Annotated in this window: 26 protein-coding genes; 8 read left to right on the forward strand and 18 right to left on the reverse strand. The window is 56.0% G+C overall.

The genetic code is table 11. The features are described from left to right. Positions 1–39: 39 nt before the first annotated feature. Positions 40–468, forward strand: coding sequence for a TOBE domain-containing protein (locus OGV50_RS22970; protein ID WP_012134844.1), 429 nt, complete (start codon positions 40–42; stop codon positions 466–468). 76 nt (positions 469–544) lie between these two features. Here the strand turns inward: OGV50_RS22970 and OGV50_RS22975 are convergent, their stop codons facing one another. Next, positions 545–889 (reverse strand): nitrous oxide-stimulated promoter family protein, encoded by a 345-nt coding sequence (locus OGV50_RS22975; protein WP_024130896.1) that lies wholly within the window; start codon positions 887–889, stop codon positions 545–547. Positions 890–1,076: 187 nt separating this feature from the next. Here OGV50_RS22975 and sitA point away from each other — a divergent pair, with 187 nt between their 5' ends. From sitA to mutS, 5 genes are all read left to right on the forward strand, one after another. Then, the gene (sitA, locus tag OGV50_RS22980) at positions 1,077–1,994 is read left to right on the forward strand and encodes an iron/manganese ABC transporter substrate-binding protein SitA (RefSeq protein WP_047461652.1); all 918 of its coding nucleotides are present in this window, start codon (positions 1,077–1,079) and stop codon (positions 1,992–1,994) included. After that, a complete protein-coding gene (sitB, locus tag OGV50_RS22985) occupies positions 1,991–2,812 on the forward strand; it encodes an iron/manganese ABC transporter ATP-binding protein SitB (protein WP_047461649.1) in 822 nt (273 codons plus the stop codon). Before sitA ends, sitB begins: the two co-directional genes overlap by 4 nt. Then, entirely contained in the window at positions 2,809–3,669 is an 861-nt protein-coding gene (gene sitC, locus OGV50_RS22990; protein WP_012134848.1) for an iron/manganese ABC transporter permease subunit SitC, read from the forward strand. The genes sitB and sitC overlap by 4 nt, the downstream gene beginning before the upstream one ends. After that, the gene (gene sitD / locus OGV50_RS22995) at positions 3,660–4,508 is read left to right on the forward strand and encodes an iron/manganese ABC transporter permease subunit SitD (protein ID WP_012134850.1); all 849 of its coding nucleotides are present in this window, start codon (positions 3,660–3,662) and stop codon (positions 4,506–4,508) included. Before sitC ends, sitD begins: the two co-directional genes overlap by 10 nt. Before the next feature lie 148 nt (positions 4,509–4,656). Beyond that, the gene (gene mutS / locus OGV50_RS23000) at positions 4,657–7,218 is read left to right on the forward strand and encodes a DNA mismatch repair protein MutS (protein ID WP_012134851.1); all 2,562 of its coding nucleotides are present in this window, start codon (positions 4,657–4,659) and stop codon (positions 7,216–7,218) included. A gap of 47 nt (positions 7,219–7,265) precedes the next feature. Here the strand turns inward: mutS and OGV50_RS23005 are convergent, their stop codons facing one another. The 4 genes from OGV50_RS23005 to OGV50_RS23020 all read right to left on the reverse strand — a co-directional run bounded on the left by OGV50_RS23005 (position 7,266) and on the right by OGV50_RS23020 (position 9,950). Beyond that, on the reverse strand, positions 7,266–7,484 hold the full coding sequence (locus OGV50_RS23005; protein WP_200092747.1) for a hypothetical protein: 219 nt from the start codon (positions 7,482–7,484) through the stop codon (positions 7,266–7,268). A gap of 198 nt (positions 7,485–7,682) precedes the next feature. After that, complete coding sequence (locus OGV50_RS23010; protein ID WP_012134852.1) at positions 7,683–7,919, reverse strand: non-oxidative hydroxyarylic acid decarboxylases subunit D; 237 nt, start codon at positions 7,917–7,919, stop codon at positions 7,683–7,685. Between the two features lie 10 nt (positions 7,920–7,929). Further along, positions 7,930–9,357 carry a non-oxidative hydroxyarylic acid decarboxylases subunit C gene (locus OGV50_RS23015; RefSeq protein WP_200092745.1) on the reverse strand — a complete coding sequence of 476 codons (1,428 nt, stop codon included), beginning with the start codon at positions 9,355–9,357 and terminating at the stop codon, positions 7,930–7,932. Beyond that, the gene (locus OGV50_RS23020; RefSeq protein ID WP_200092744.1) at positions 9,357–9,950 is read right to left on the reverse strand and encodes a non-oxidative hydroxyarylic acid decarboxylases subunit B; all 594 of its coding nucleotides are present in this window, start codon (positions 9,948–9,950) and stop codon (positions 9,357–9,359) included. Before OGV50_RS23020 ends, OGV50_RS23015 begins: the two co-directional genes overlap by 1 nt. Positions 9,951–10,117: 167 nt before the next feature. On the opposite strand from OGV50_RS23020, the gene OGV50_RS23025 reads away from it, so the two are divergent. After that, entirely contained in the window at positions 10,118–10,522 is a 405-nt protein-coding gene (locus tag OGV50_RS23025; RefSeq protein ID WP_200092742.1) for a MarR family winged helix-turn-helix transcriptional regulator, read from the forward strand. Positions 10,523–10,672: 150 nt separating this feature from the next. Here OGV50_RS23025 and rpoS read toward each other — a convergent pair whose 3' ends face one another. The 12 genes from rpoS to cysD form a co-directional block, all read right to left on the reverse strand. Then, positions 10,673–11,665 (reverse strand): RNA polymerase sigma factor RpoS, encoded by a 993-nt coding sequence (gene rpoS, locus OGV50_RS23030; RefSeq protein ID WP_000081498.1) that lies wholly within the window; start codon positions 11,663–11,665, stop codon positions 10,673–10,675. A 62-nt stretch (positions 11,666–11,727) separates the two neighbouring features. Then, positions 11,728–12,855, reverse strand: coding sequence for a murein hydrolase activator NlpD (gene nlpD, locus OGV50_RS23035; protein WP_104868264.1), 1,128 nt, complete (start codon positions 12,853–12,855; stop codon positions 11,728–11,730). A gap of 138 nt (positions 12,856–12,993) precedes the next feature. Then, positions 12,994–13,620, reverse strand: a complete 627-nt coding sequence (gene pcm, locus OGV50_RS23040; protein ID WP_012134859.1) for a protein-L-isoaspartate O-methyltransferase — start codon at positions 13,618–13,620, stop codon at positions 12,994–12,996. Next, complete coding sequence (gene surE / locus OGV50_RS23045; RefSeq protein WP_012134860.1) at positions 13,614–14,375, reverse strand: 5'/3'-nucleotidase SurE; 762 nt, start codon at positions 14,373–14,375, stop codon at positions 13,614–13,616. Before surE ends, pcm begins: the two co-directional genes overlap by 7 nt. Continuing rightward, complete coding sequence (truD, locus tag OGV50_RS23050; RefSeq protein WP_115608917.1) at positions 14,356–15,405, reverse strand: tRNA pseudouridine(13) synthase TruD; 1,050 nt, start codon at positions 15,403–15,405, stop codon at positions 14,356–14,358. Before truD ends, surE begins: the two co-directional genes overlap by 20 nt. Next, positions 15,402–15,881 carry a 2-C-methyl-D-erythritol 2,4-cyclodiphosphate synthase gene (gene ispF, locus OGV50_RS23055; RefSeq protein WP_012134862.1) on the reverse strand — a complete coding sequence of 160 codons (480 nt, stop codon included), beginning with the start codon at positions 15,879–15,881 and terminating at the stop codon, positions 15,402–15,404. Before ispF ends, truD begins: the two co-directional genes overlap by 4 nt. Positions 15,882–16,020: 139 nt before the next feature. Then, positions 16,021–16,716 (reverse strand): 2-C-methyl-D-erythritol 4-phosphate cytidylyltransferase, encoded by a 696-nt coding sequence (ispD, locus tag OGV50_RS23060; protein WP_200092740.1) that lies wholly within the window; start codon positions 16,714–16,716, stop codon positions 16,021–16,023. An 18-nt stretch (positions 16,717–16,734) separates the two neighbouring features. Further along, positions 16,735–17,046 carry a cell division protein FtsB gene (ftsB, locus tag OGV50_RS23065; protein ID WP_012134864.1) on the reverse strand — a complete coding sequence of 104 codons (312 nt, stop codon included), beginning with the start codon at positions 17,044–17,046 and terminating at the stop codon, positions 16,735–16,737. Positions 17,047–17,247: 201 nt separating this feature from the next. Further along, positions 17,248–17,571 (reverse strand): DUF3561 family protein, encoded by a 324-nt coding sequence (locus OGV50_RS23070; protein ID WP_012134865.1) that lies wholly within the window; start codon positions 17,569–17,571, stop codon positions 17,248–17,250. 49 nt (positions 17,572–17,620) lie between these two features. Next, a complete protein-coding gene (gene cysC, locus OGV50_RS23075) occupies positions 17,621–18,226 on the reverse strand; it encodes an adenylyl-sulfate kinase (RefSeq protein ID WP_058668017.1) in 606 nt (201 codons plus the stop codon). After that, positions 18,226–19,653 (reverse strand): sulfate adenylyltransferase subunit CysN, encoded by a 1,428-nt coding sequence (gene cysN / locus OGV50_RS23080; protein WP_200092737.1) that lies wholly within the window; start codon positions 19,651–19,653, stop codon positions 18,226–18,228. The genes cysC and cysN overlap by 1 nt, the downstream gene beginning before the upstream one ends. 9 nt (positions 19,654–19,662) lie before the next feature. Next, positions 19,663–20,571: a sulfate adenylyltransferase subunit CysD gene (gene cysD, locus OGV50_RS23085; RefSeq protein WP_012134868.1), complete on the reverse strand. Its 909-nt coding sequence runs from the start codon at positions 20,569–20,571 to the stop codon at positions 19,663–19,665. Between the two features lie 253 nt (positions 20,572–20,824). Between cysD and OGV50_RS23090 the strand changes: the two genes are divergently transcribed. Then, a complete protein-coding gene (locus tag OGV50_RS23090) occupies positions 20,825–21,868 on the forward strand; it encodes an aminopeptidase (RefSeq protein ID WP_115614477.1) in 1,044 nt (347 codons plus the stop codon). Positions 21,869–22,001: 133 nt separating this feature from the next. Here the strand turns inward: OGV50_RS23090 and cysH are convergent, their stop codons facing one another. Beyond that, entirely contained in the window at positions 22,002–22,736 is a 735-nt protein-coding gene (gene cysH / locus OGV50_RS23095) for a phosphoadenosine phosphosulfate reductase (protein WP_058668019.1), read from the reverse strand. Positions 22,737–22,776: the final 40 nt, after the last annotated feature.

Below are 22,776 nucleotides of genomic sequence, written 5' to 3' on the forward strand. Positions count from 1 at the left end.
CTGGCTATACTGGCAGATATCTCAACGAAAGGAGGCAGTATGGCGGTATCAGCACGTAATCAACTGACCGGTACGGTTAGCGCAGTCGCAACAGGTGCGGTGAATGATGAAGTTGAACTGACGCTGGCGGGCGGCGCAAAACTGGTGGCGATTGTCACTCACAGCAGCCAGCAGGCGCTGGGTCTGACAAACGGAAAAGACGCCATTGCTTTGATTAAAGCCCCCTGGGTTACTCTGGCAAGCGAAGATTGCGGCCTGAAGTTTTCCGCCCGCAACCAGTTTGCCGGTAGCGTATCTCAGGTGACGGAAGGCGCAGTCAACGCGACTGTACACATCAAAACCGACGCTGGTTTTGAGATTGTGGCCGTTGTCACCAATGAGAGTCAGGAAGAGATGAAACTGGCGCAGGGCAGTCGCGTTATTGCGCTGATTAAGGCGTCAGCGATTCTGATTGCGACCAAAGCGTAATGGTGTTGCCCGATGGCGCTAACGCTTATCGGGCCTACGCAACTGCGATTAACTCCCGCCATCCGGCAAGACACATTTATTTCTTGCGCTGATATTTTTCCGGCAATTCCGGGACGGGGCGTTTGTCATCAATAAGGTGACGGATGGTCAAAATCGGATGGCGCCAGAGCATTCTTGGGCCTGCCCAACGCATGATCTGCTTCATCTCCTCACGCTTCGCGGGCTGATAACAGTGCACCGGACACTGCTTACAGGCCGGTTTTTCCTCGCCAAACACGCACTTATCCAGCCGCTTTTGCGCATAGGCAAACAGCGCATCGTAATGACCTTGCTCGTTTGAGGCCTGCGGGCACTGGCTCTCGTACAGCGCGATCATTTTTTTAATCGTCAGTTTTTCACGAGCAATACGCTTACCGGACATGATGCCTCCACAAATAAGTTGCATAAATAATACACCTTATCTTCTCTCAGGACTATCACCCTAAGGTGACACATCCTTAGCGCCCTACGTAAATAAGAATTATTTTCATTTATCTATACCTTGTGCTATATAACATAGCAAAGGCTATATTCGATGAATAATTAACCGCATTATGATGAGGGATACTATGCCGCACTTGCTCCGTCTGAAATCCATTCTCCTTGCCAGCGCGCTGGCAATGCTTGCGCTGTCGCCTGCTTATGCAAAAGATAAATTTAAGGTCATCACAACGTTTACCGTCATCGCCGACATGGCGAAAAACGTAGCGGGCGATGCGGCGGACGTCAGTTCAATCACGAAGCCTGGCGCGGAGATCCATGAGTATCAGCCGACGCCCGGCGACATTAAGCGAGCGCAGGGCGCGCAGTTGATCCTCTCTAACGGCCTGAACCTGGAGCTGTGGTTCGCCCGGTTCTACCAGCACTTATCCGGCGTGCCGGAAGTTACGGTATCCAACGGCGTGAAGCCGATGGGCATTACCGAAGGGCCGTATAACGGCAAACCCAACCCGCACGCCTGGATGTCGGCGGAAAATGCGCTGATTTACGTGGATAACATTCGCGATGCGCTGGTGAAATACGATCCAGATAACGCCGCGACGTACCAGAAAAACGCCGAAAACTATAAAGCCCAAATCCGCCAGACGCTCGATCCACTACGCGACGCGCTGGCGAAGATTCCTGCCGACAAACGCTGGCTGGTGACCAGTGAAGGGGCGTTTTCCTATCTGGCGCGCGATAACGACCTGAAAGAGCTGTACCTCTGGCCGATCAACGCCGATCAGCAAGGCACGCCTAAACAGGTACGCAAAGTGATCGACGCGATCAGGGAACATCACATCCCGGCGGTGTTCAGCGAAAGTACCGTTTCCGATAAACCAGCCCGCCAGGTCGCGCGTGAATCCGGCGCGCACTACGGTGGTGTGCTATATGTTGATTCTCTGAGCGCTGCCGACGGTCCGGTGCCGACGTATCTGGATCTGCTGCGCGTCACAACTGAAACCATCGTCAGCGGCATCACTGACGGGCTGAGGAGCCAGAAATGAGTCAATCTGCGATTACCGTTGATCGCGTCACGGTGACGTATCGCAATGGTCACACTGCCCTGCGGGACACGACGTTTCAGGTGCCTGGCGGCTCAATTGCCGCGCTGGTTGGCGTCAACGGTTCAGGGAAATCGACGCTGTTTAAAGCATTGATGGGGTTTGTCCGACTGGCGAAGGGAGAAATCGCCATCCTGCAACAGCCCGTCAACAAAGCGTTGAAACAGAATCTGATCGCCTATGTCCCGCAATCTGAAGAGGTGGACTGGTCGTTTCCGGTACTGGTGGAAGATGTGGTGATGATGGGGCGCTACGGCCATATGGGGTGGCTGCGCCGCCCCAGCGCGCACGATCGTGAAAGCGTGGACGCTGCGCTGGCGCGGGTGGACATGCTGGAATATCGCTATCGGCAGATTGGCGAGCTTTCCGGCGGGCAGAAAAAACGCGTCTTTCTGGCCAGAGCCATTGCCCAGGACGGGCAGGTTATTCTTCTGGATGAGCCTTTTACCGGCGTTGACGTAAAAACCGAAGCCCGCATTATTGCCCTGTTGCGCGAGCTGCGCGATGAAGGCCGCACCATGCTGGTTTCAACGCATAACCTCGGCTCGGTAACGGAGTTTTGCGATTACACGGTGATGATCAAAGGCACCGTGCTGGCGAGCGGCCCGACGGAAACCACCTTCACCGCTGAAAACCTCGAACTGGCGTTCAGCGGCGTATTGCGTCATGTGGCGCTGAGCGGCGGCGAGGAGCATATCATCACCGACGACGAGCGCCCCTTTATCTCACGGCGCGCGGCAGGCGGAGGTGAATCATCATGAACTGGCTTGTGGAACCGTTCGGCTACCAGTACATGCTCAACGCCATGTGGGTCTCGGCAATGGTCGGCGGCCTGTGCGCCTTTCTCTCCTGCTATCTGATGCTTAAAGGCTGGTCGCTGATTGGCGACGCGCTTTCCCACTCCATCGTCCCCGGCGTGGCGGGCGCGTATATGCTGGGGCTGCCCTTCTCTCTCGGCGCGTTTCTCTCCGGCGGCCTGGCGGCGGGCAGCATGCTTTTTCTCAACCAGCGTTCACGCCTGAAGGAAGACGCGATTATCGGTCTTATCTTCTCCTCTTTCTTTGGCATCGGGCTGTTTATGGTTTCGCTCAATCCGATGTCGGTCAACATCCAGACCATTATCCTCGGCAACGTGCTGGCTATTGCGCCGGAAGATATTCTGCAACTGGCGATCATCGGCACGGTCTCTCTGGTGATTTTGCTGCTGAAGTGGAAAGATCTGATGGTGACTTTTTTCGACGAAAACCATGCGCGATCGATTGGGCTTAACCCCGCCCGGCTGAAGCTGCTGTTTTTCACGTTGCTGTCGGTCTCCACCGTCGCCGCTCTGCAAACCGTCGGCGCTTTTCTGGTGATCTGTCTGGTGGTCACGCCTGGCGCCACCGCCTGGCTGCTGACCGATCGTTTTCCGCGTCTGTTAACCATCGCCGTCGCCATCGGCAGCCTGACCAGCTTTTTCGGCGCCTGGCTCAGCTATTGGCTGGATGGTGCGACTGGCGGGATCATCGTCGTCCTGCAAACGCTATTGTTTCTGCTGGCATTTATCTTCGCCCCGAAACACGGCCTGCTTGCCAACCGCCGTCGTGCGCGCCTGAATAAGGAGACCCCATGCGCTTAACCGCCTTACTGGAACCCTTCCAGTTTGATTTTATGATCAACGCGCTCATGGTCTCGGCAATTGTGGCGATCCCCTGCGCGTTATTGTCGGTGTTTCTGGTGCTGAAAGGCTGGGCGTTAATGGGCGACGCCATGAGTCACGCCGTGTTCCCCGGCATTGTGCTGGCCTATATCGCCGGTATTCCGCTGGCCATCGGCGCGTTTATTGCCGGGCTATTCTGCGCGGTTGCCACCGGCTATCTCGACGATAACAGCCGCATTAAGCGCGATACCATCATGGGAATCGTCTTCTCAGGAATGTTTGGCGCAGGGCTGGTGCTGTACGTTTCTATCCAGTCTGAAGTCCATCTGGATCATATTCTGTTCGGCGATATGCTGGGCGTGTCCATCAGCGATATTCTGCAAACGGCGCTGATTGCGCTGGGTATTGCGCTGATTATCGGGCTGAAATGGAAAGATTTTTTACTGCATGCCTTCGATCCGCACCAGGCAAAAGCCAGCGGCCTTAATACCTCCCTGCTGCATTATGGTCTGTTGTGCATGATCGCGTTGACCATCGTCGCAACGCTGAAATCGGTGGGGATTATTCTTTCCATCTCGCTGTTAATCGCCCCTGGCGCGATTGCGATTTTGCTGACGCGGCGTTTTGCCCGCGCGCTGATGCTGGCGGTCACGCTGTCGGTCGTCACCTCTTTTCTCGGCGTTTATCTGTCGTTTTTCCTCGACAGCGCCCCTGCGCCAACCATCGTGGTATTGTTCACTGCGATCTTCATCGTGGCATTTATTTACGCTACGTTGCGGGAGCGGCGTTCCGAAATGCAGCTCAAACAGCAGTTATAAAAATCAGAAACGGAATAAGGATCGATAAGTCGTCCATCGCTGCTTTCCCTGAAATGCGTATCTCCGTTATCATGTGCCCCTTATGTGATAACAACGAAAAGAAAAAGCATCGCAATCCATTTAAAATCAGGGAACTGGACACGACTCCATGAGTACAATCGATAATCTCGACGCCCACACCCCCATGATGCAGCAGTATCTCAAGCTGAAAGCCCAGCACCCGGAGATCCTGCTGTTTTACCGCATGGGCGATTTTTACGAACTGTTTTACGACGATGCACGCCGCGCCTCGCAATTACTCGATATTTCGCTGACCAAACGCGGCGCATCGGCGGGCGAACCGATTCCGATGGCGGGCATCCCGCATCACGCCGTCGAAAACTACCTTGCGAAGCTGGTCAATCAAGGGGAGTCCGTCGCAATCTGTGAACAGATTGGCGATCCGGCCACCAGCAAAGGCCCGGTTGAACGTAAGGTCGTGCGCATCGTTACGCCTGGCACCATCAGCGATGAAGCGCTGTTGCAGGAGCGCCAGGACAACCTGCTGGCCGCCATCTGGCAGGACAGCAAAGGCTACGGTTACGCCACGCTGGACATCAGCTCCGGGCGTTTTCGCTTAAGCGAACCGGTTGACCGTGAAACGATGGCCGCAGAATTACAGCGCACTAACCCGGCAGAACTGCTGTACGCCGAAGATTTTGCCGAAATGGCGCTGATCGACGGCCGCCGTGGTTTACGCCGTCGCCCGCTGTGGGAATTTGAAATCGATACCGCTCGCCAGCAGCTAAACCTGCAATTTGGTACACGGGACCTGATCGGCTTTGGCGTAGAGAACGCACCACGCGGCCTGTGCGCCGCAGGCTGTCTGTTGCAGTACGTCAAAGACACCCAGCGCACTTCACTGCCGCACATTCGCTCCATTACGATGGAACGCCAGCAGGACAGCATCATTATGGATGCCGCCACGCGCCGCAACCTGGAGATCACCCAGAACCTGGCGGGCGGCGTGGACAATACGCTGGCTTCGGTGCTCGACTGCACCGTCACGCCAATGGGCAGCCGTATGCTCAAACGCTGGCTGCATATGCCGGTGCGCGACACGAAAACCCTGATCGAACGTCAGCAGACCATTGGCGCGTTGCAGGATGTGACCAGTGAATTGCAACCGGTGCTGCGTCAGGTGGGCGACCTGGAGCGTATCCTCGCCCGTCTGGCCTTGCGTACCGCCCGACCACGCGATCTCGCCCGTATGCGTCACGCCTTCCAGCAGTTACCGGAACTGCGCGCACAGCTTGAAACCGTAACCAGCGCCCCCGTGCAGAACCTGCGCGAGAAAATGGGCGAGTTTACCGAACTGCGCGATCTGCTGGAACGCGCCATTATCGATGCGCCGCCGGTTCTGGTGCGCGACGGCGGCGTTATTGCGCCGGGCTACAACGAAGAGCTGGACGAATGGCGCGCGCTGGCTGACGGGGCGACCGACTATCTCGATCGTCTGGAAATCCGCGAGCGTGAACGTACCGGGCTGGATACGCTGAAAGTCGGCTTTAACGCCGTACACGGTTATTACATCCAGATCAGCCGTGGGCAAAGCCACCTGGCGCCCATTAACTACGTCCGCCGTCAGACGCTGAAAAACGCCGAGCGCTACATTATTCCCGAGCTGAAAGAGTACGAAGACAAAGTTCTGACCTCTAAAGGCAAAGCGCTGGCGCTGGAAAAACAGCTTTATGACGAACTGTTCGATCTGCTGCTCCCTCACCTGGCAGAGCTGCAACAGAGCGCCAATGCTCTGGCTGAGTTGGACGTGCTGGTCAACCTGGCTGAACGCGCGTATACGCTGAATTATACCTGTCCGACCTTTAGCGATAAGCCCGGCATTCGTATTACCGAAGGTCGCCATCCGGTTGTCGAGCAGGTGCTGAACGAGCCGTTTATCGCCAACCCGCTGAACCTTTCCCCGCAGCGCCGGATGCTGATTATCACCGGGCCGAACATGGGGGGTAAAAGCACCTATATGCGTCAGACCGCGCTGATTGCGCTGCTGGCGTATATTGGCAGCTACGTGCCTGCGCAAAGCGTTGAGATTGGCCCGATCGACCGCATCTTTACCCGCGTAGGCGCGGCGGACGATCTGGCTTCCGGCCGTTCAACCTTCATGGTCGAGATGACAGAAACCGCCAATATTTTGCACAACGCGACCGAAAACAGTCTGGTTTTGATGGACGAAATCGGGCGCGGCACATCGACCTATGACGGCCTGTCGCTGGCGTGGGCGTGTGCGGAAAATCTGGCGAATAAGATCAAAGCGCTGACGCTGTTCGCCACCCACTACTTCGAACTGACGCAGTTGCCGGAGAAAATGGAAGGCGTCGCGAATGTGCATCTGGACGCGCTGGAACACGGCGATACCATCGCCTTTATGCACAGCGTGCAGGACGGGGCGGCAAGCAAGAGTTACGGTCTGGCGGTAGCTGCGCTGGCGGGCGTGCCGAAAGAGGTGATCAAACGCGCGCGGCAGAAGCTGCGCGAGCTGGAAAGCCTCTCGCCGAATGCCGCCGCGACCCAGGTGGACGGTACGCAGATGTCGCTGCTGTCGGTTGCGGAAGAGACCTCTCCTGCCGTTGAAGCGCTGGAGAACCTCGACCCTGACTCTCTGACGCCACGCCAGGCGCTGGAGTGGATCTACCGGTTGAAGAGTCTGGTGTAAATCAGAAACGCCCGGTGGCGCTACGCTTACCGGGCCTACAAGAAGCATCACAATCCGTAGGCCGGATAAGGCGTCAGCCGCCATCCGGCACAACGCCCGATGCACAGGCCAGCAAAACACACCACAATCCGTAGGCCGGATAAGGCGTAGCCGCCATCCGGCACAATGCCCGGTGCACAGGCCAGCAAGACACAGCACAATCCGTAGGCCGGATAAGGCGTAGCCGCCATCCGGCACAACGCCCGATGCACAGGCCAGCAAGACACATCACAATCCGTAGGCCGGATAAGGCGCCAGCCGCCATCCGGCACAACGCCCGATGCACAGGCCAGCAAGACACACCACAATCCGTAGGCCGGATAAGGCGCCAGCCGCCATCCGGCACAACGCCCGGTGCACAGGCCAGCAAGACACATCACAATCCGTAGGCCGGATAAGGCGCCAGCCGCCATCCGGCTTTTTTATTAACGCTTATCTTCCGCCAGCAGCGGTGGAATGCCCGGCACCATCGGCGCTTGATCAATATCTTTCTGCGTCATGCGAAACGCTTGCGGGTAATGTTCACGGCTGGTACGGCGTAGCGGCTCGGTATCACGCCAGGTGTACAGACAATGCTGGCACTGATACACCGTCCAGATCCCTTTGACCGGAGAGGTCGCCATCAATTCAATATGTTCATCAGCGCAACGTGGACAAATCATCTGCTACTCCTTATTTACGGTTGGCCAGCATGGCAGTCAGCTTTTCAGCCCAGGCTTTGGTTTCCGGTAAATCACATACCGGCTGGCTATAGTGGCCGCGATTATCCGGCGCAACCGGCGTTGTGGCGTCGATGATCAGTTTGTCAGTGATCCCCGCCGGGCTTGAGCCTGGGTCCAGTTCCAGTACCGACATGTTCGGCAGTTGCACCAGATCGCCTGCCGGGTTGACCTTCGACGACAGCGCCCACATCACCTGCGGCAGGTTGAACGGATCGACATCCTCATCAACCATAATCACCATCTTCACATAGCCCAGACCGTGCGGCGTGGTCATTGCCCGCAGGCCGACCGCGCGGGCAAATCCGCCGTAGCGTTTTTTGGTCGAGATAATCGCCAGCAGGCCGTGGGTATACATGGCGTTAACCGCCTGCACTTCCGGGAATTCCGCTTTCAACTGCTGATACAGCGGCACACAGGTCGCTGGCCCCATCAGGTAGTCGATTTCAGTCCACGGCATCCCCAGATAGAGCGATTCAAAAATCGGTTTAGTACGATAAGACACTTTGTCGATGCGCACCACCGTCATATTGCGCCCACCAGAATAGTGGCCGGTAAACTCGCCAAACGGCCCTTCAATTTCACGCTTACGGCTTTCGATCACCCCTTCAAGGATCACTTCTGAACCCCACGGCACATCAAAGCCGGTCAGCGGCGCGGTGGCGATCGGGTATGGGCTTTCGCGCAGCGCGCCCGCCATTTCATACTCAGACTGATCGTATTTCAGCGGCGTGGCGCCCATCAGAGTGATGATCGGATCGTTACCGAGCGTAATAGCAATCGGCAGATCTTCGCCACGCTCTTCCGCCTTATGCAGATGCAGCGCGATATCGTGCATTGGCACCGGTTGCAGGCCCAGCTTGCGCTTGCCTTTCACTTCCATCCGGTAGATACCCACATTCTGCTTGCCGAAGTGATCCGGGTCGAGCGGATCGCGGGAGACGACACAGGCTTTATCCAGATAGAAGCCGCCATCGCCATCGTTGAGGCGAAACAGCGGCAGAATATCAAACAGGTTGATCGCCTCGCCATCAACGGTGTTTTCCGCCCACGCCGGGTTGACACGGCGCTCGGGGGCGACGGGGAACGTGTCCCAGCGGCGGATAAATTCATCAATTTGCTTTTTTACTGGCGTATTAGGCGGCAAGCCTAAAGAGATGGCATGGTTCTGCCAGGAACCAATGGTGTTCATCGCCACGCGCGCATCCGTGAAGCCACGGATATTGTCGAACCACAGCGCCGGCGCGCCGTCGCCAATGCGCCCGGTTGCGTTAGCCGCAGCAGCCAGATCCGGCTCTGCATTCACTTCTTCACTGATTTTCAGCAGTTGCCCCTGCTCGTCGAGCACCTGCAAAAAGCTGCGTAAGTCATCAAATGCCATTATTCATTCTCCTGTGAAAAATTCTGCGCCTGCTGCAACCCCTGCCAGCGCCGGGCGCGCGGATACTCCAGACCAAACTGATCCAGCACACGCGCCACAATATGCTGCGTAATATCATCAATGGTTTGCGGATAGTTGTAGAAAGCAGGCATGGGCGGCACCATCGCGACCCCCATGCGGGAAAGGGCGAGCATGTTTTCCAGATGGATCGTGCTGAGCGGCATTTCACGCGGCACCAGCACCAGTTTGCGCCCTTCTTTCAGCACCACGTCGGCGGCACGGCCAACTAACCCCTCGGCATATCCTGCGCGAATCCCCGCCAGCGTTTTCATACTGCAAGGAATAATGATCATGCCGTCGGTGCGAAATGAGCCGGAAGAGATCGTCGCCGCCTGATCCGCCGGGTTATGGCAGTAATCAGCCAGTCCGGCAACATCTCGCGCACTGTAAGGCGTTTCCAGCTCAATGGTCGTTTTGGCCCACTTAGACATTACCAGGTGTGTTTCTACTGTCGGCATTTGCCGCAGCGCCTGTAGCAGCACAATGCCTAGCGGCGCCCCCGTTGCGCCGGTCATCCCCACAATCAGTCTCATCCATCACTCCATTTTGTTCGCATACGAACGTTTTAGATAAAATACGCTACCCGGAATACCTGGACAAGCTTCATTCCCCATAGCCGCACGGAGAGCTAAAAGATTGAGCATTATAAAAATTGCTACAACCCGTTATGATAGCAACAGATATTTTGCCAGGAGCGCACATGGAGTTACGAAACACAGCGTTTCATCTGTTACGTCAGCTTTTTCAACAGCATACGGCCCGCTGGCAGCACGAATTACCGGAACTGACCAAGCCACAGTATGCGGTAATGCGCGCTATTGCTGAGCACCCAGGCATTGAGCAGATTGCCCTAATGGAGGCGGCGGTCAGTACAAAAGCGACGCTGGCGGAGATGCTAAGCCGAATGGAAAGCCGGGGACTGGTGACGCGGGAAAGCGATCCACAAGATAAACGCCGCCGCTTTGTTTATCTCACTGGCGAAGGAGAAACGCTGCTGACCGGCGCCATGCCGTTGGGGGATCGTGTGGATGATGAATTTTTAGGGCGCCTGAGCGACGATGAGCGTGCGCAGTTCACGCAGCTGGTGCGCAAGATGATGAGGTAAAGTCAGCCTGGGATATTTTTGTCGGCCCGATAAGCAAAGCGCCATCGGGCAATAAGTGCCGGATGGCGGCTACGCTTTATTTGGCCTACGAATTGACGGCCAAAGAAAAAGGCCAGTCTCACGACTGGCCTTTTTTTGACGAATAATCACTTACTCACGGAACAGCGCTTCGATATTCAGCCCCTGAGTCTGCAAAATTTCGCGCAGACGACGCAGGCCTTCAACCTGAATCTGACGAACACGTTCACGGGTGAGACCAATTTCACGCCCCACATCTTCCAGTGTCGCCGCTTCATACCCCAGCAGACCGAAACGACGTGCCAGCACTTCACGCTGTTTGGCGTTCAGTTCGAACAGCCATTTGACGATACTCTGTTTCATATCATCATCTTGCGTGGTGTCTTCCGGGCCGTTCTCTTTTTCATCGGCCAGGATATCCAGCAACGCTTTTTCGGAATCACCACCCAGCGGGGTGTCTACCGAGGTTATGCGCTCGTTGAGACGAAGCATACGGCTGACGTCATCAACCGGTTTATCCAGTTGCTCTGCTATCTCTTCCGCGCTCGGTTCGTGGTCCAGTTTATGCGACAACTCTCGTGCGGTACGCAGATAGACGTTCAGCTCTTTAACAATGTGAATCGGCAGTCGAATCGTACGGGTTTGGTTCATAATGGCCCGTTCGATCGTCTGGCGAATCCACCAGGTAGCGTATGTTGAGAAACGGAACCCACGTTCAGGGTCAAACTTCTCGACGGCACGGATAAGCCCCAAATTGCCCTCTTCAATCAGGTCCAGCAACGCCAGTCCACGATTGCCATAACGGCGGGCAATTTTTACCACCAGACGCAAGTTACTCTCAATCATGCGACGGCGAGAGGCAACATCTCCACGCAGTGCGCGACGCGCAAAATAAACTTCTTCTTCGGCCGTTAACAGTGGCGAATAACCAATCTCACCAAGGTAAAGCTGAGTCGCGTCCAACACACGCTGTGTGGCCCCTTGCGATAACAGCTCCTCTTCAGCCAGGTCGTTATCACTGGGTTCCTCTTCACTCAAGGCTTTTTCGTCAAAAGCCTCTACTCCGTTCTCATCAAATTCCGCGTCTTCATTTAAATCATGAACTTTCAGCGTATTCTGACTCATAAGGTGGCTCCTACCCGTGATCCCTGGACGGAACTAGCAAGTGCAAGCCTGGTTCCGCCGAATTATCGCTGCGGTAAATAGCGCAGCGGGTTTACGGATTTCCCCTTGTAACGAATTTCAAAATGCAAGCGTGTAGAACTGGTTCCGGTGCTACCCATGGTAGCGATTTTTTGCCCCGCCTTAACTTCTTGTTGTTCCCGGACCAGCATCGTATCGTTATGGGCGTAGGCACTCAGGTAATCATCGTTGTGTTTGATGATAATAAGATTACCGTAACCGCGCAGCGCGTTACCGGCATATACGACGCGTCCATCTGCGGTCGCGACAATAGCCTGTCCTTTACTGCCTGCAATGTCGATCCCTTTGTTGCCACCTTCGGTAGCCGCGAAGTTTTCGATCACTTTGCCCTCAGTCGGCCAGCGCCATGTGGAGATTGGCGAACTGGTTGACGTACTGCTTGCGGTCGGTTCGGTTGTGCTCGCTGTTGGTGCCGTTACAGGCGCTGTGACCACGGTCCCAGCAGGCTTGTTGTTCGGCAACATTTTATTAGCACTTTGTTCACCTGAATCCTCAGAATACGTAATTGTCGGTTTCGACGCAACTACAACGGTGGAATTTTGTGCAGGTTTGGTCACAACTCCTTGCTCTACTGCATCCGCCTGCGTAATCGCGTTGCCGCCGGTAATTGGCGTGCCTGAGGCATTGCCGACCTGGAGCGTTTGCCCCACATTCAGGCCATATGGGGCCGGAACGTTGTTACGCTGAGCAAGGTCGCGGAAATCGTTCCCGGTGATCCAGGCGATATAGAAAAGCGTGTCGCCTTTTTTAACGGTGTATGTGCTGCCGCCGGTGTAGCTGCCTTTCGGAATGTTCCCATACTGGCGGTTGTACACGATACGGCCATTTTCCATTTGCACAGGCTGCTCAGCGACCGGCTGAATCTGCCGGGACTGGGCAACCGGTTGAACAGGCTGCACGGGCTGAATCTGCGGCGTTTGTTGCGCCGTGGTCCCCATTTTGGGCGGCGGCGTGATCAGCATCCCGGAGCTGGTGCTCGACGGGGTATTACCATTAACTGAGCTTACCGGCGCAGGAGGATTCGAAGAATTGGAACAACCTGCCAGCCATAGCGAAACCAGCGACAATGCCGCAATGCGGCTAACGGTGAATTTTGGGCTTCCCGCGCTCATTTATCCCCCAGGAAAAATTTGGTTAACAACCAGTGACGTAATAACCGTGCAAGGCATCGGCCTGGACGCTGGAAACGTCCCCACAATACGCTTACCCTTTATAAAATAACCAGGAAAAATCCGGGTATTAAAGGATGCTTAAGCGAGTTCGCCTTTCACTAAAGGCACAAAGCGGACGGCCTCCACGGTATCGATAATAAATTCGCCTCCCCGGCGACGCACCCGTTTCAAGAACTGATGCTCCTCACCCACGGGTAAAACGAGAATCCCGCCTTCATCCAGTTGCGTCATTAACGCCGTCGGAATTTCCGGCGGAGCTGCCGTCACGATGATGGCGTCAAACGGGGCGCGAGCCTGCCAACCTTGCCATCCATCGCCATGACGAGTTGAAACATTGTGTAAATCAAGCTGTTTCAGGCGACGACGCGCCTGCCATTGCAGCCCTTTAATGCGCTCCACCGAGCACACATGCTGTACCAGATGCGCGAGAATCGCCGTCTGATACCCGGAGCCGGTGCCGATCTCCAGCACTCTGGATTGCGGCGTCAGCTCAAGCAATTCTGTCATTCGCGCCACCATATAGGGCTGCGAAATGGTCTGCCCCTGGCCAATCGGCAAAGCGATATTGTCCCAGGCTTTATGTTCAAACGCTTCATCAATGAATTTTTCACGCGGGACGGCGGCAAGCGCATCCAGCACTTGCTCATCTTTGATGCCCTGAGCGCGCAATTGTTCAAGAAGAGTGTGTACGCGTCTGCTTACCATTGCGCGTCAACTCCCACGCTGTCTAACCAGTCCGAAACCACATCATGCGCGCTATACGCCGTTAAATCCACATGCAGCGGGGTAACGGAGACATAGCCCTCATCCACCGCCGCAAAATCGGTGTCCGGCCCGGCGTCGCATTTGCCGCCCGGCGGGCCGATCCAGTACAGCGTGTTGCCGCGCGGGTCCTGCTGTGGAATAACCTGATCGGCCGGATGGCGGCTGCCGCAGCGGGTTACGCGAATGCCTTTGATTTGATCCAGCGGCAGATCCGGGACATTGATATTCAGAATGCGTCCGGTACGCAGCGGCTCCCGACGTAATGCACGCAAAATAGAGCAGGTTACCGCTGCCGCCGTCTCATAGTGCTGATGACCGTCAAGCGATACCGCCAGCGCGGGAAAACCCAGGTGACGGCCCTCCATCGCTGCTGCGACGGTCCCGGAATAGATGACATCATCGCCCAGATTGGGGCCCGCGTTAATGCCTGAAACCACAATATCCGGGCGCGGACGCATCAGCGCGTTCACGCCCAGGTAGACGCAGTCGGTCGGTGTGCCCATCTGCACGGCGATATCGCCGTTATCAAAGGTAAAGGTACGAAGCGAGGATTCCAGCGTCAGCGAGTTTGACGCGCCACTGCGGTTACGATCCGGGGCGACGACCTGTACGTCAGCAAACTCACGCAGCGCTTTCGCCAGCGTTTGTATACCGGGCGCGTGGACCCCATCATCGTTACTCAGCAATATGCGCATAATCACCCATTGTGTTAATCAGTTCCCTTACGACGCTGGTGGCGAAACTGCCTGCCGGTAGCCAGAAGCGCAGCTCAACGGTGACGTCATCCCACCAGTTCCAGCGTAATTGTTGCGGATAGAGCAGCATCGCTCTGCGCGCCGCTTCAACCTTTTCGCGCAGCAGTAACGATTGCAGTTCGCCCTCATCCGCAATGGCAGCCTCTTCAAACGCCAGCGCGTCGCGCAGGGTTCCCCACTCGCCGCTACCGGGAAGCGCCGCCGTAATCATCAGTTCTTTTTCGTCAACGCGACGCTGCAATTCCGCCTGTTCTTCCTGCGTGGCCACAAACCAGCTCCCGCGCCCCGCTAATTGTAGCGCATCGCCATCAACAACTTGATTAAAGTCTGGTTTTTTCACGCGTTCGTTGACGATCTGATTAAACAACGCACTGCGGGCCGCCGACAACCAAAAACTGCGTTTATTGCGATCGCGCACCGGCGCATTGCTTTGCGCCCAGCGCAGCGCGCCTTGCAGGTTGCTGCCGCCAATACCGAATCGCTGCGCGCCAAAATAGTTTGGTACGCCGCGCGTATTGATGGCCTGTAGCCGGGCTTCGACATCATCACGATGGCTGACTTCACGCAGCACCAGCGTAAACGCGTTGCCCTTCAGCGCGCCTAAACGCAGCTTACGTTTGTGACGCGCGTACTCCAGCACTTTACAGCCTTCAATCTGGAATGCGCTCAGGTCTGGCATCTCTTTGCCCGGCACGCGCGCGCACAGCCACTGTTCAGTGACGGCATGCTTGTCTTTCTGCCCGGCAAAGCTCACTTCACGGGCATGAATTTTAAGGAATTTCGCCAGCGCATCGGCCACAAAACGGGTGTTACAACCGTTTTTCAGAATGCGAACCAGAATATGTTCGCCTTCGCCATCTGGCTCAAAACCTAAATCTTCAACCACCACAAAATCTTCCGGGTTCGCTTTAAGCAGCCCGGTGCCCTGCGGCTTTCCGTGGAGGTACGTCAGGTTTTCAAACTCGGTCATTTCGCGGCCTTAATCAGTAGCGCCACCGCTTCGCAGGCAATCCCTTCCCCACGCCCGGTGAACCCGAGTTTCTCCGTGGTGGTCGCCTTGACGTTGACATCATCCATATGACAACCAAGATCTTCCGCGATAAACACGCGCATTTGCGGGATATGCGGCAGCATCTTCGGCGCCTGGGCGATAATGGTCACGTCCACGTTACCAAGGGTATAGCCTTTGGCCTGAATGCGTCGCCATGCTTCCCGCAGCAATTCGCGGCTGTCCGCGCCTTTAAAGGCCGGATCGGTATCCGGGAAAAGTTTGCCGATATCGCCAAGCGCCGCCGCGCCGAGCAGCGCATCGGTCAGCGCATGCAGCGCCACGTCGCCATCAGAATGCGCCAGCAGCCCTTTGTCATACGGGATGCGCACGCCACCAATGATAATTGGGCCTTCTCCGCCAAAAGCGTGTACGTCAAAACCGTGTCCGATTCGCATCATGCATTCTCCTGATATACACATCATCCTTCAAGCTGCCTCTTTGTTGGCTGCCTTTGTTCACCCCAGTCACTTACTTATGTAAGCTCCTGGGGATGCACTCAGTTGCCGCCTCGATGCAGCCTGAATGATTTTGTGTCTAGATTGTTCGGGTCAGATAAAATTCCGCAAGCGCCAGATCTTCCGGGCGGGTGACTTTTATATTATCAGCCCGGCCTTCAACCAGTTGGGGATGAAAACCGCAATACTCCAGCGCGGACGCCTCATCGGTAATGATCGCGCCTTCGTTCAGCGCACGGCTCAGGCAATCGTGCAGCAGCTCGCGTGGGAAGAATTGCGGCGTTAACGCGTGCCACAGGTCGGTACGCTCTACGGTATGCGCAATGGCGGCTTTACCCGGCTCGGCGCGTTTCATGGTGTCGCGTACCGGAGCGGCGAGGATTCCACCCGTGCGGCTGGTTTCGCTAAGCGAGAGCAGGCGCGCCAGGTCATCCTGATGCAGACAAGGCCGGGCGGCGTCATGCACCAGCACCCACTGCGCGTCACCGGCCGCCCGTAAGCCTGCCAGTACGGAATCGGCGCGCTCGTCGCCCCCGTCCACGACGGTGACCTGCGGATGTTGCGCCAGAGGAAGTTCGGCGAAGCGGCTGTCGCCAGGGCTGATTGCGATAACGACGCGCGTCACCCGGGGATGCGCCAGCAGCGCATGCACCGAGTGTTCAAGAATGGTTTTATTGCCAATAGAGAGATATTGCTTAGGACATTCCGTTTGCATTCGGCGGCCAAATCCGGCAGCCGGTACCACAGCGCAAACGTCCAATAAAGTGGCTGCCATGTCATTTCCTGGGCTGATTTATCGATTAGTTTGCCCCGCAGCCTGAGCACGTTTAGACGCGTCAGGCACCAGACGGTAAAAAGTTTCGCCCGGTTTGGTCATGCTGAGTTCATTACGCGCGCGCTCCTCGATCGCTTCCTGGCCGCCATTGAGATCGTCAATTTCGGCGAAAAGCTGATCGTTACGCGCTTTAAGTTTCGCATTCGTAGCTTGCTGCGCAGCCACATCATCGTTGACGCGGCTGTAGTCATGTATGCCGTTCTTACCGAACCACAGCGAATACTGCAACCAGACCAGTAAAGTCAGCAGCAGCAGCGTTAGTTTACCCATCCTGCCCCCTGAAAAACGGCACCATCATCCCATAACTTTCCCAGAGACTCTACTCTGAGGCGGGAATGCCGCGACAACGCGGGCAAATGTACCACATTTATCCGCCGATCCGCATATCTCGTGCAGGGAGAACATAATCTTATTGTTGGTTACGGTTTGAATTATGGCCACTCTCGCCCGTCATGAAAAGGGAGGGCTGACCTACCCCAACAGCCACATGAAGAGCGCGCCAAACATCGCGCCTACCGTTAATAGCGTAGCCGTAATGCTGTAGAACAGTTTGCCGCTCATGATTGAATGCAGGGCCACGCCGACCACAACCGCAACGGGCATGAGCGCCAGGAAAAAGGGCCAGGTATAGAGGAAGAAAAACAGCGTGTTAGGGCCATAGATGAGAAAGGGAATTCCCAACGCCAGCAGCCACGAGGCAAAACCGACCACGGCGCCCGGCAGTGACCAGGTTGTGTCGTCGTCGGTCGTGAGGGCATCTGACCTTGTGATAGTAATGTTATGGCTATTACGCATATCGAATCCTGTAACCTTGACTCACCGGGCATACAAGCCCGGCGGTGTCTCAGGATCTGATAATATCGCCCTGTCTCAGTAGATCTAATAATTGGGCAACCAAATTTGTTACTAATTGTTCACCATCCAGATGAACTTCAGGCGATTCAGGCGTTTCATATACCGAATCAATGCCGGTGAAATTACGCAGTTCACCCGCCCTGGCCTTCTTGTACAGCCCTTTAGGATCACGCGCTTCACAGGTTGCCAGCGGCGTATCGACAAAAACCTCGATAAACCGCCCCTCCCCGATGCGCTCGCGCACCATCTGCCGCTCCGCGCGATGCGGCGAAATAAACGCCGTCAGCACCACCAGCCCGGCATCCACCATCAGGTTCGCAACCTCCCCCACCCGACGGATATTCTCTTTACGGTCTGCGTCGCTAAAGCCAAGATCGCTGCACAGGCCGTGACGGACATTATCGCCATCCAGCAGCCAGGTGCTGACGCCCAGCTTATGCAGGGCCTCTTCCAGCGCGCCTGCAATCGTTGATTTCCCTGAACCGGAAAGTCCCGTAAACCAGACCACTGCCCCTTTATGCCCATGCAGCGCTTCACGATCTTCGCGCGTTACCGCATGGGCATGCCAGACGACATTTTCGTCATGCAGCGCCATTACTTGCCTCCCAGCAAATCACGCGCGCCCCAGTGCGGGAAGTGGCGACGGATCAGCGCGTTCAGTTCCAGCTCAAAGGCGCTGAACCCGGAAGGCATCGCGGCGGTGCGCTCAATAGGCTCACGCACCAGCCCCGCGCCAACGGTCACGTTGGACAGCCGGTCGATGATGATTAACCCGCCAGTGACCGGGTTCTGCTGGTATGTATCCAGCACTAACGGTTCGTCAAAAGTCAGTTCGACCAGACCGATACCGTTCAACGGCAGGCTTTCCACCTCGCGCTGGGTCAGGTTGTTGATATCAACCTGATGGCGAATGGCATCGACGCGCGCACGGGTCTTTTTACCGGCAATCTTGATGTCATAACTCTGCCCGGCCGACAGCGGTTGTTCCGCCATCCATACCACATCAACGGCGGCGCTCTGTACAGCTGGCAGGTTTTCGCCTGCATCCAGCAACAAATCGCCACGGCTGATGTCGATTTCATCTTTCAGCACCAGCGTAATCGCTTCACCGGCGTGCGCCTCTTGCAGATCGCCATCAAAGGTGACGATGCGCGCCACGTTGGATTCAACGCCGGACGGCAGAACTTTGACACGCTGCCCGACCTTCACGCTGCCGGAGGCCAGCGTTCCGGCATAACCACGGAAATCGAGGTTCGGACGGTTCACATACTGTACCGGGAAGCGCATCGGCTGGGTGTCGACAACCCGCTGGATCTCAACCGTCTCCAGCACTTCCAGCAGCGTCGGGCCGTTGTACCACGGCATACTGGCGCTCTGGGTCGCGACGTTATCCCCTTCCAGCGCAGAAAGCGGCACAAAGCGGATGTCCAGGTTCCCCGGCAGCTGCCCGGCAAACGTCAGGTAATCTTCGCGAATACAGGCGAACGTCTCCTCGCTGAACCCCACCAGATCCATCTTGTTGATCGCCACCACCAGGTGCTTGATGCCCAGCAGCGTAGAGATGAAACTGTGGCGGCGGGTCTGATCCAGCACGCCTTTGCGGGCGTCGATCAGCAGGATCGCCAGATCGCAGGTCGATGCGCCGGTCGCCATGTTACGCGTGTACTGCTCGTGCCCTGGCGTGTCGGCAATAATAAATTTGCGTTTCTCGGTCGAGAAATAGCGGTATGCCACATCAATGGTAATTCCCTGCTCGCGCTCAGCCTGCAACCCGTCGACCAGCAGCGCCAGATCGAGTTTTTCACCCTGGGTGCCATGACGCTTACTGTCGTTATGCAGCGACGAGAGCTGATCTTCATAAATCTGACGCGTATCGTGCAGCAGTCTGCCAATCAGCGTGCTTTTACCGTCGTCGACGCTGCCGCAGGTCAAGAAACGCAGCAGGCTTTTGTGTTGCTGGGCAACCATCCAGGCTTCGACGCCGCCTTCATTAGCGATTTGTTGTGCAAGTGTGGTGTTCATGGCGGCTCCTTAGAAATACCCCTGACGTTTCTTCAGCTCCATTGAGCCCGCCTGGTCGCGGTCAATCACGCGCCCCTGACGTTCACTGGTGGTCGAGACCAGCATCTCTTCAATAATTTCCGGCAGCGTCTGCGCGCTGGATTCCACCGCTCCCGTGAGCGGCCAGCAGCCGAGGGTACGGAAACGTACCATGCGTTTTTTGATCACCTCGCCGGGTTGCAGGTCAATACGATCGTCATCGATCATCATCAGCATGCCGTCGCGCTCCAGCACCGGGCGCTCAGCGGCCAGGTACAGCGGCACGATCTCGATATTTTCCAGCCAGATGTACTGCCAGATATCCTGCTCGGTCCAGTTAGAGAGCGGGAAAACGCGGATGCTTTCGCCTTTGTTAATCTGCCCGTTGTAGTTGTGCCATAGCTCCGGGCGCTGGTTTTTCGGGTCCCAGCGGTGAAAGCGGTCGCGGAAGGAGTAAATACGCTCTTTGGCGCGCGACTTCTCTTCGTCGCGGCGCGCGCCGCCGAACGCGGCGTCAAAGCCATATTTATCCAACGCCTGTTTCAACCCTTCGGTTTTCATAATATCGGTGTGTTTAGCGCTGCCGTGAACGAACGGGTTAATCCCCATCGCCACCCCTTCCGGGTTTTTATGCACCAGCAGTTCACAACCGTAGGCCTTTGCGGTGCGATCGCGGAATTCGTACATCTCACGAAACTTCCAGCCGGTATCAACGTGCAGCAGCGGAAACGGCAACGTACCTGGATAAAACGCTTTACGCGCCAGATGCAGCATGACGCTGGAATCTTTACCGATGGAATACATCATCACCGGATTAGAAAATTCGGCGGCCACCTCGCGAATGATATGGATGCTTTCCGCTTCCAGCTGCCGCAGGTGGGTGAGTCGTTTTTGGTCCATAACCGTTCCTTTGCAATACCGCTATTTTGCTAAACATTCAGATAACACGACTATAGGGAGCGCAGGAGAACGAATGAAATTACGAATTGGAATGAGTAGTTCCTCAAAGGAATAACGATTTGAGAAAGCAAATATCAAAAAGTGCTTAACCCACCGGATTTAGGGCATTTCAGAGCAAATGAAATTGTTTTACGGCAATCACGGTTTCATACTAAGCGGGTAAAAATTTCTGCTCTGTATTTAAGGACTCACTATGTTTTCCGCATCGCGCCTCCGTGCAGCGCTCCTGGCGCTCGGCGTATGCTTTATCCTTCCCGCGCAGGCAACGTCACCGAAGCCTGGCGATATCGCCAATATTCAGGCACGACACATTGCAACATTCTTTCCCGGCAGAATGACCGGAACACCGGCGGAGATGCTCTCTGCCGATTATTTACGTCAGCAATTTGAGCTGATGGGATATCGCAGCGATATCCGAACATTTAATAGCCGCTATATTTATACCGCCAGGAATAATCGCAAGAACTGGCATAACGTGACGGGCAGTACCGTTATTGCGGCGCACGAAGGGAAAGCGCCGCAACAAATTATTATTATGGCGCACCTGGATACCTATGCGCCGCTGAGCGATGCCGATACCGACGCCAATCTCGGCGGTTTAACCTTGCAGGGCATTGACGATAACGCCGCCGGGCTGGGCGTGATGCTGGAACTGGCTGAACGCCTGAAAGACATCCCGACGCAGTACGGCATCCGCTTTATCGCCACCAGCGGTGAAGAAGAGGGAAAACTGGGCGCAGAAAACCTGCTTAAGCGGATGAGCGCCGCTGAGAAGAAAAATACGCTGCTGGTCATTAACCTTGATAACCTGATTGTCGGCGACAAACTCTACTTCAACAGCGGGCAGCAAACGCCGGAAGCCGTACGCAAACTGACGCGCGACCGGGCGCTGGCGATTGCGCGCAGCCACGGTATCGCCGCCGCGACCAATCCGGGTCTGAACAAGGATTACCCGAAAGGCACAGGCTGCTGTAACGACGCCGAAGTCTTCGATAAAGCCGGTATTTCCGTGCTGTCGGTTGAGGCCACCAACTGGAATCTGGGGAAAAAAGACGGCTATCAGCAGCGTGCGAAAACGCCTTCATTTCCGGCCGGAAACAGTTGGCACGATGTGCGTCTGGATAACCAACAGCACATCGACAAGGCGCTACCAGGAAGAATTGAACACCGCAGTCGCGATGTCGTGCGCATCATGTTGCCGCTGGTAAAAGAACTGGCGAAAGCCGGTAAAGCCTGATGTGTCGCCCGGTGGCGGCTACGCCTTACCGGGCCTACAGAGCTGCACTTGCCGGATGGCGGCATAAATGCCTTATCCGGCCTACCAGACAGTGTCTGTAGGCCTGATAAGCGCAGCGCCATCAGGCAAACAATCACCCTTCGTGCAGCCCGCACTCGCGCTTCAGCCCGAAGAATCGCGTCTCTTCTTCCGCCATGCCGGGCTCCCATTTACGGGTGGTGTGGGTATCGCCAACCGACAGATAGCCCTGATCCCATAGCGGATGATATTTCAGACCGTGTTTTTGCAGATACTGGTACACCGTCCGGTTATCCCAGTCGATGATGGGCAGCACTTTAAAAACGCCGCGCTGAATCGCCAGCACAGGCAGATGCGCCCGGCTCCCGGATTGTTCGCGGCGCAGGCCAGCAAACCACGTTTGCGCGTTAAGCTCTTTTAACGCCCGGTTCATCGGCTCGACTTTGTTGATGTCATTGTATTTCTCAATGCCCTCAACGCCTTGCTCCCACAGTTTACCGTAGCGGGCTTCCTGCCAGGCCGCGCTTTCCGTCGCACGGTAGACTTTCAGGTTCAGGTTCAGCTTTTCCGTCAGCTCATCAATAAACTGGTAGGTTTCCGGGAACAGATAGCCGGTATCGGTCAGGATAACCGGAATATCCGGGCGAATCTGGTTAACCAGATGCAGGCTGACCGCCGCCTGAATACCAAAGCTCGACGAGAGCACGTATTCACCGGGTAGATTCTCCAGCGCCCACGCCACGCGTCCTTCAGCATCCAACTTTTCCAGCTGCGCGTTGGTTTCAGCCAGCGCCATGACGCGCTCAACTTTTGGCAATTCATTCAGGGCGTTTAGATCGAGTACGGACATAAGTTCCTCACTGTTTGCCTTGCCTGATGGCGCTGCGCTT

This window comes from Citrobacter sp. CK180 (assembly GCF_030333655.1).
GTDB lineage: Bacteria > Pseudomonadota > Gammaproteobacteria > Enterobacterales > Enterobacteriaceae > Citrobacter_B > Citrobacter_B koseri.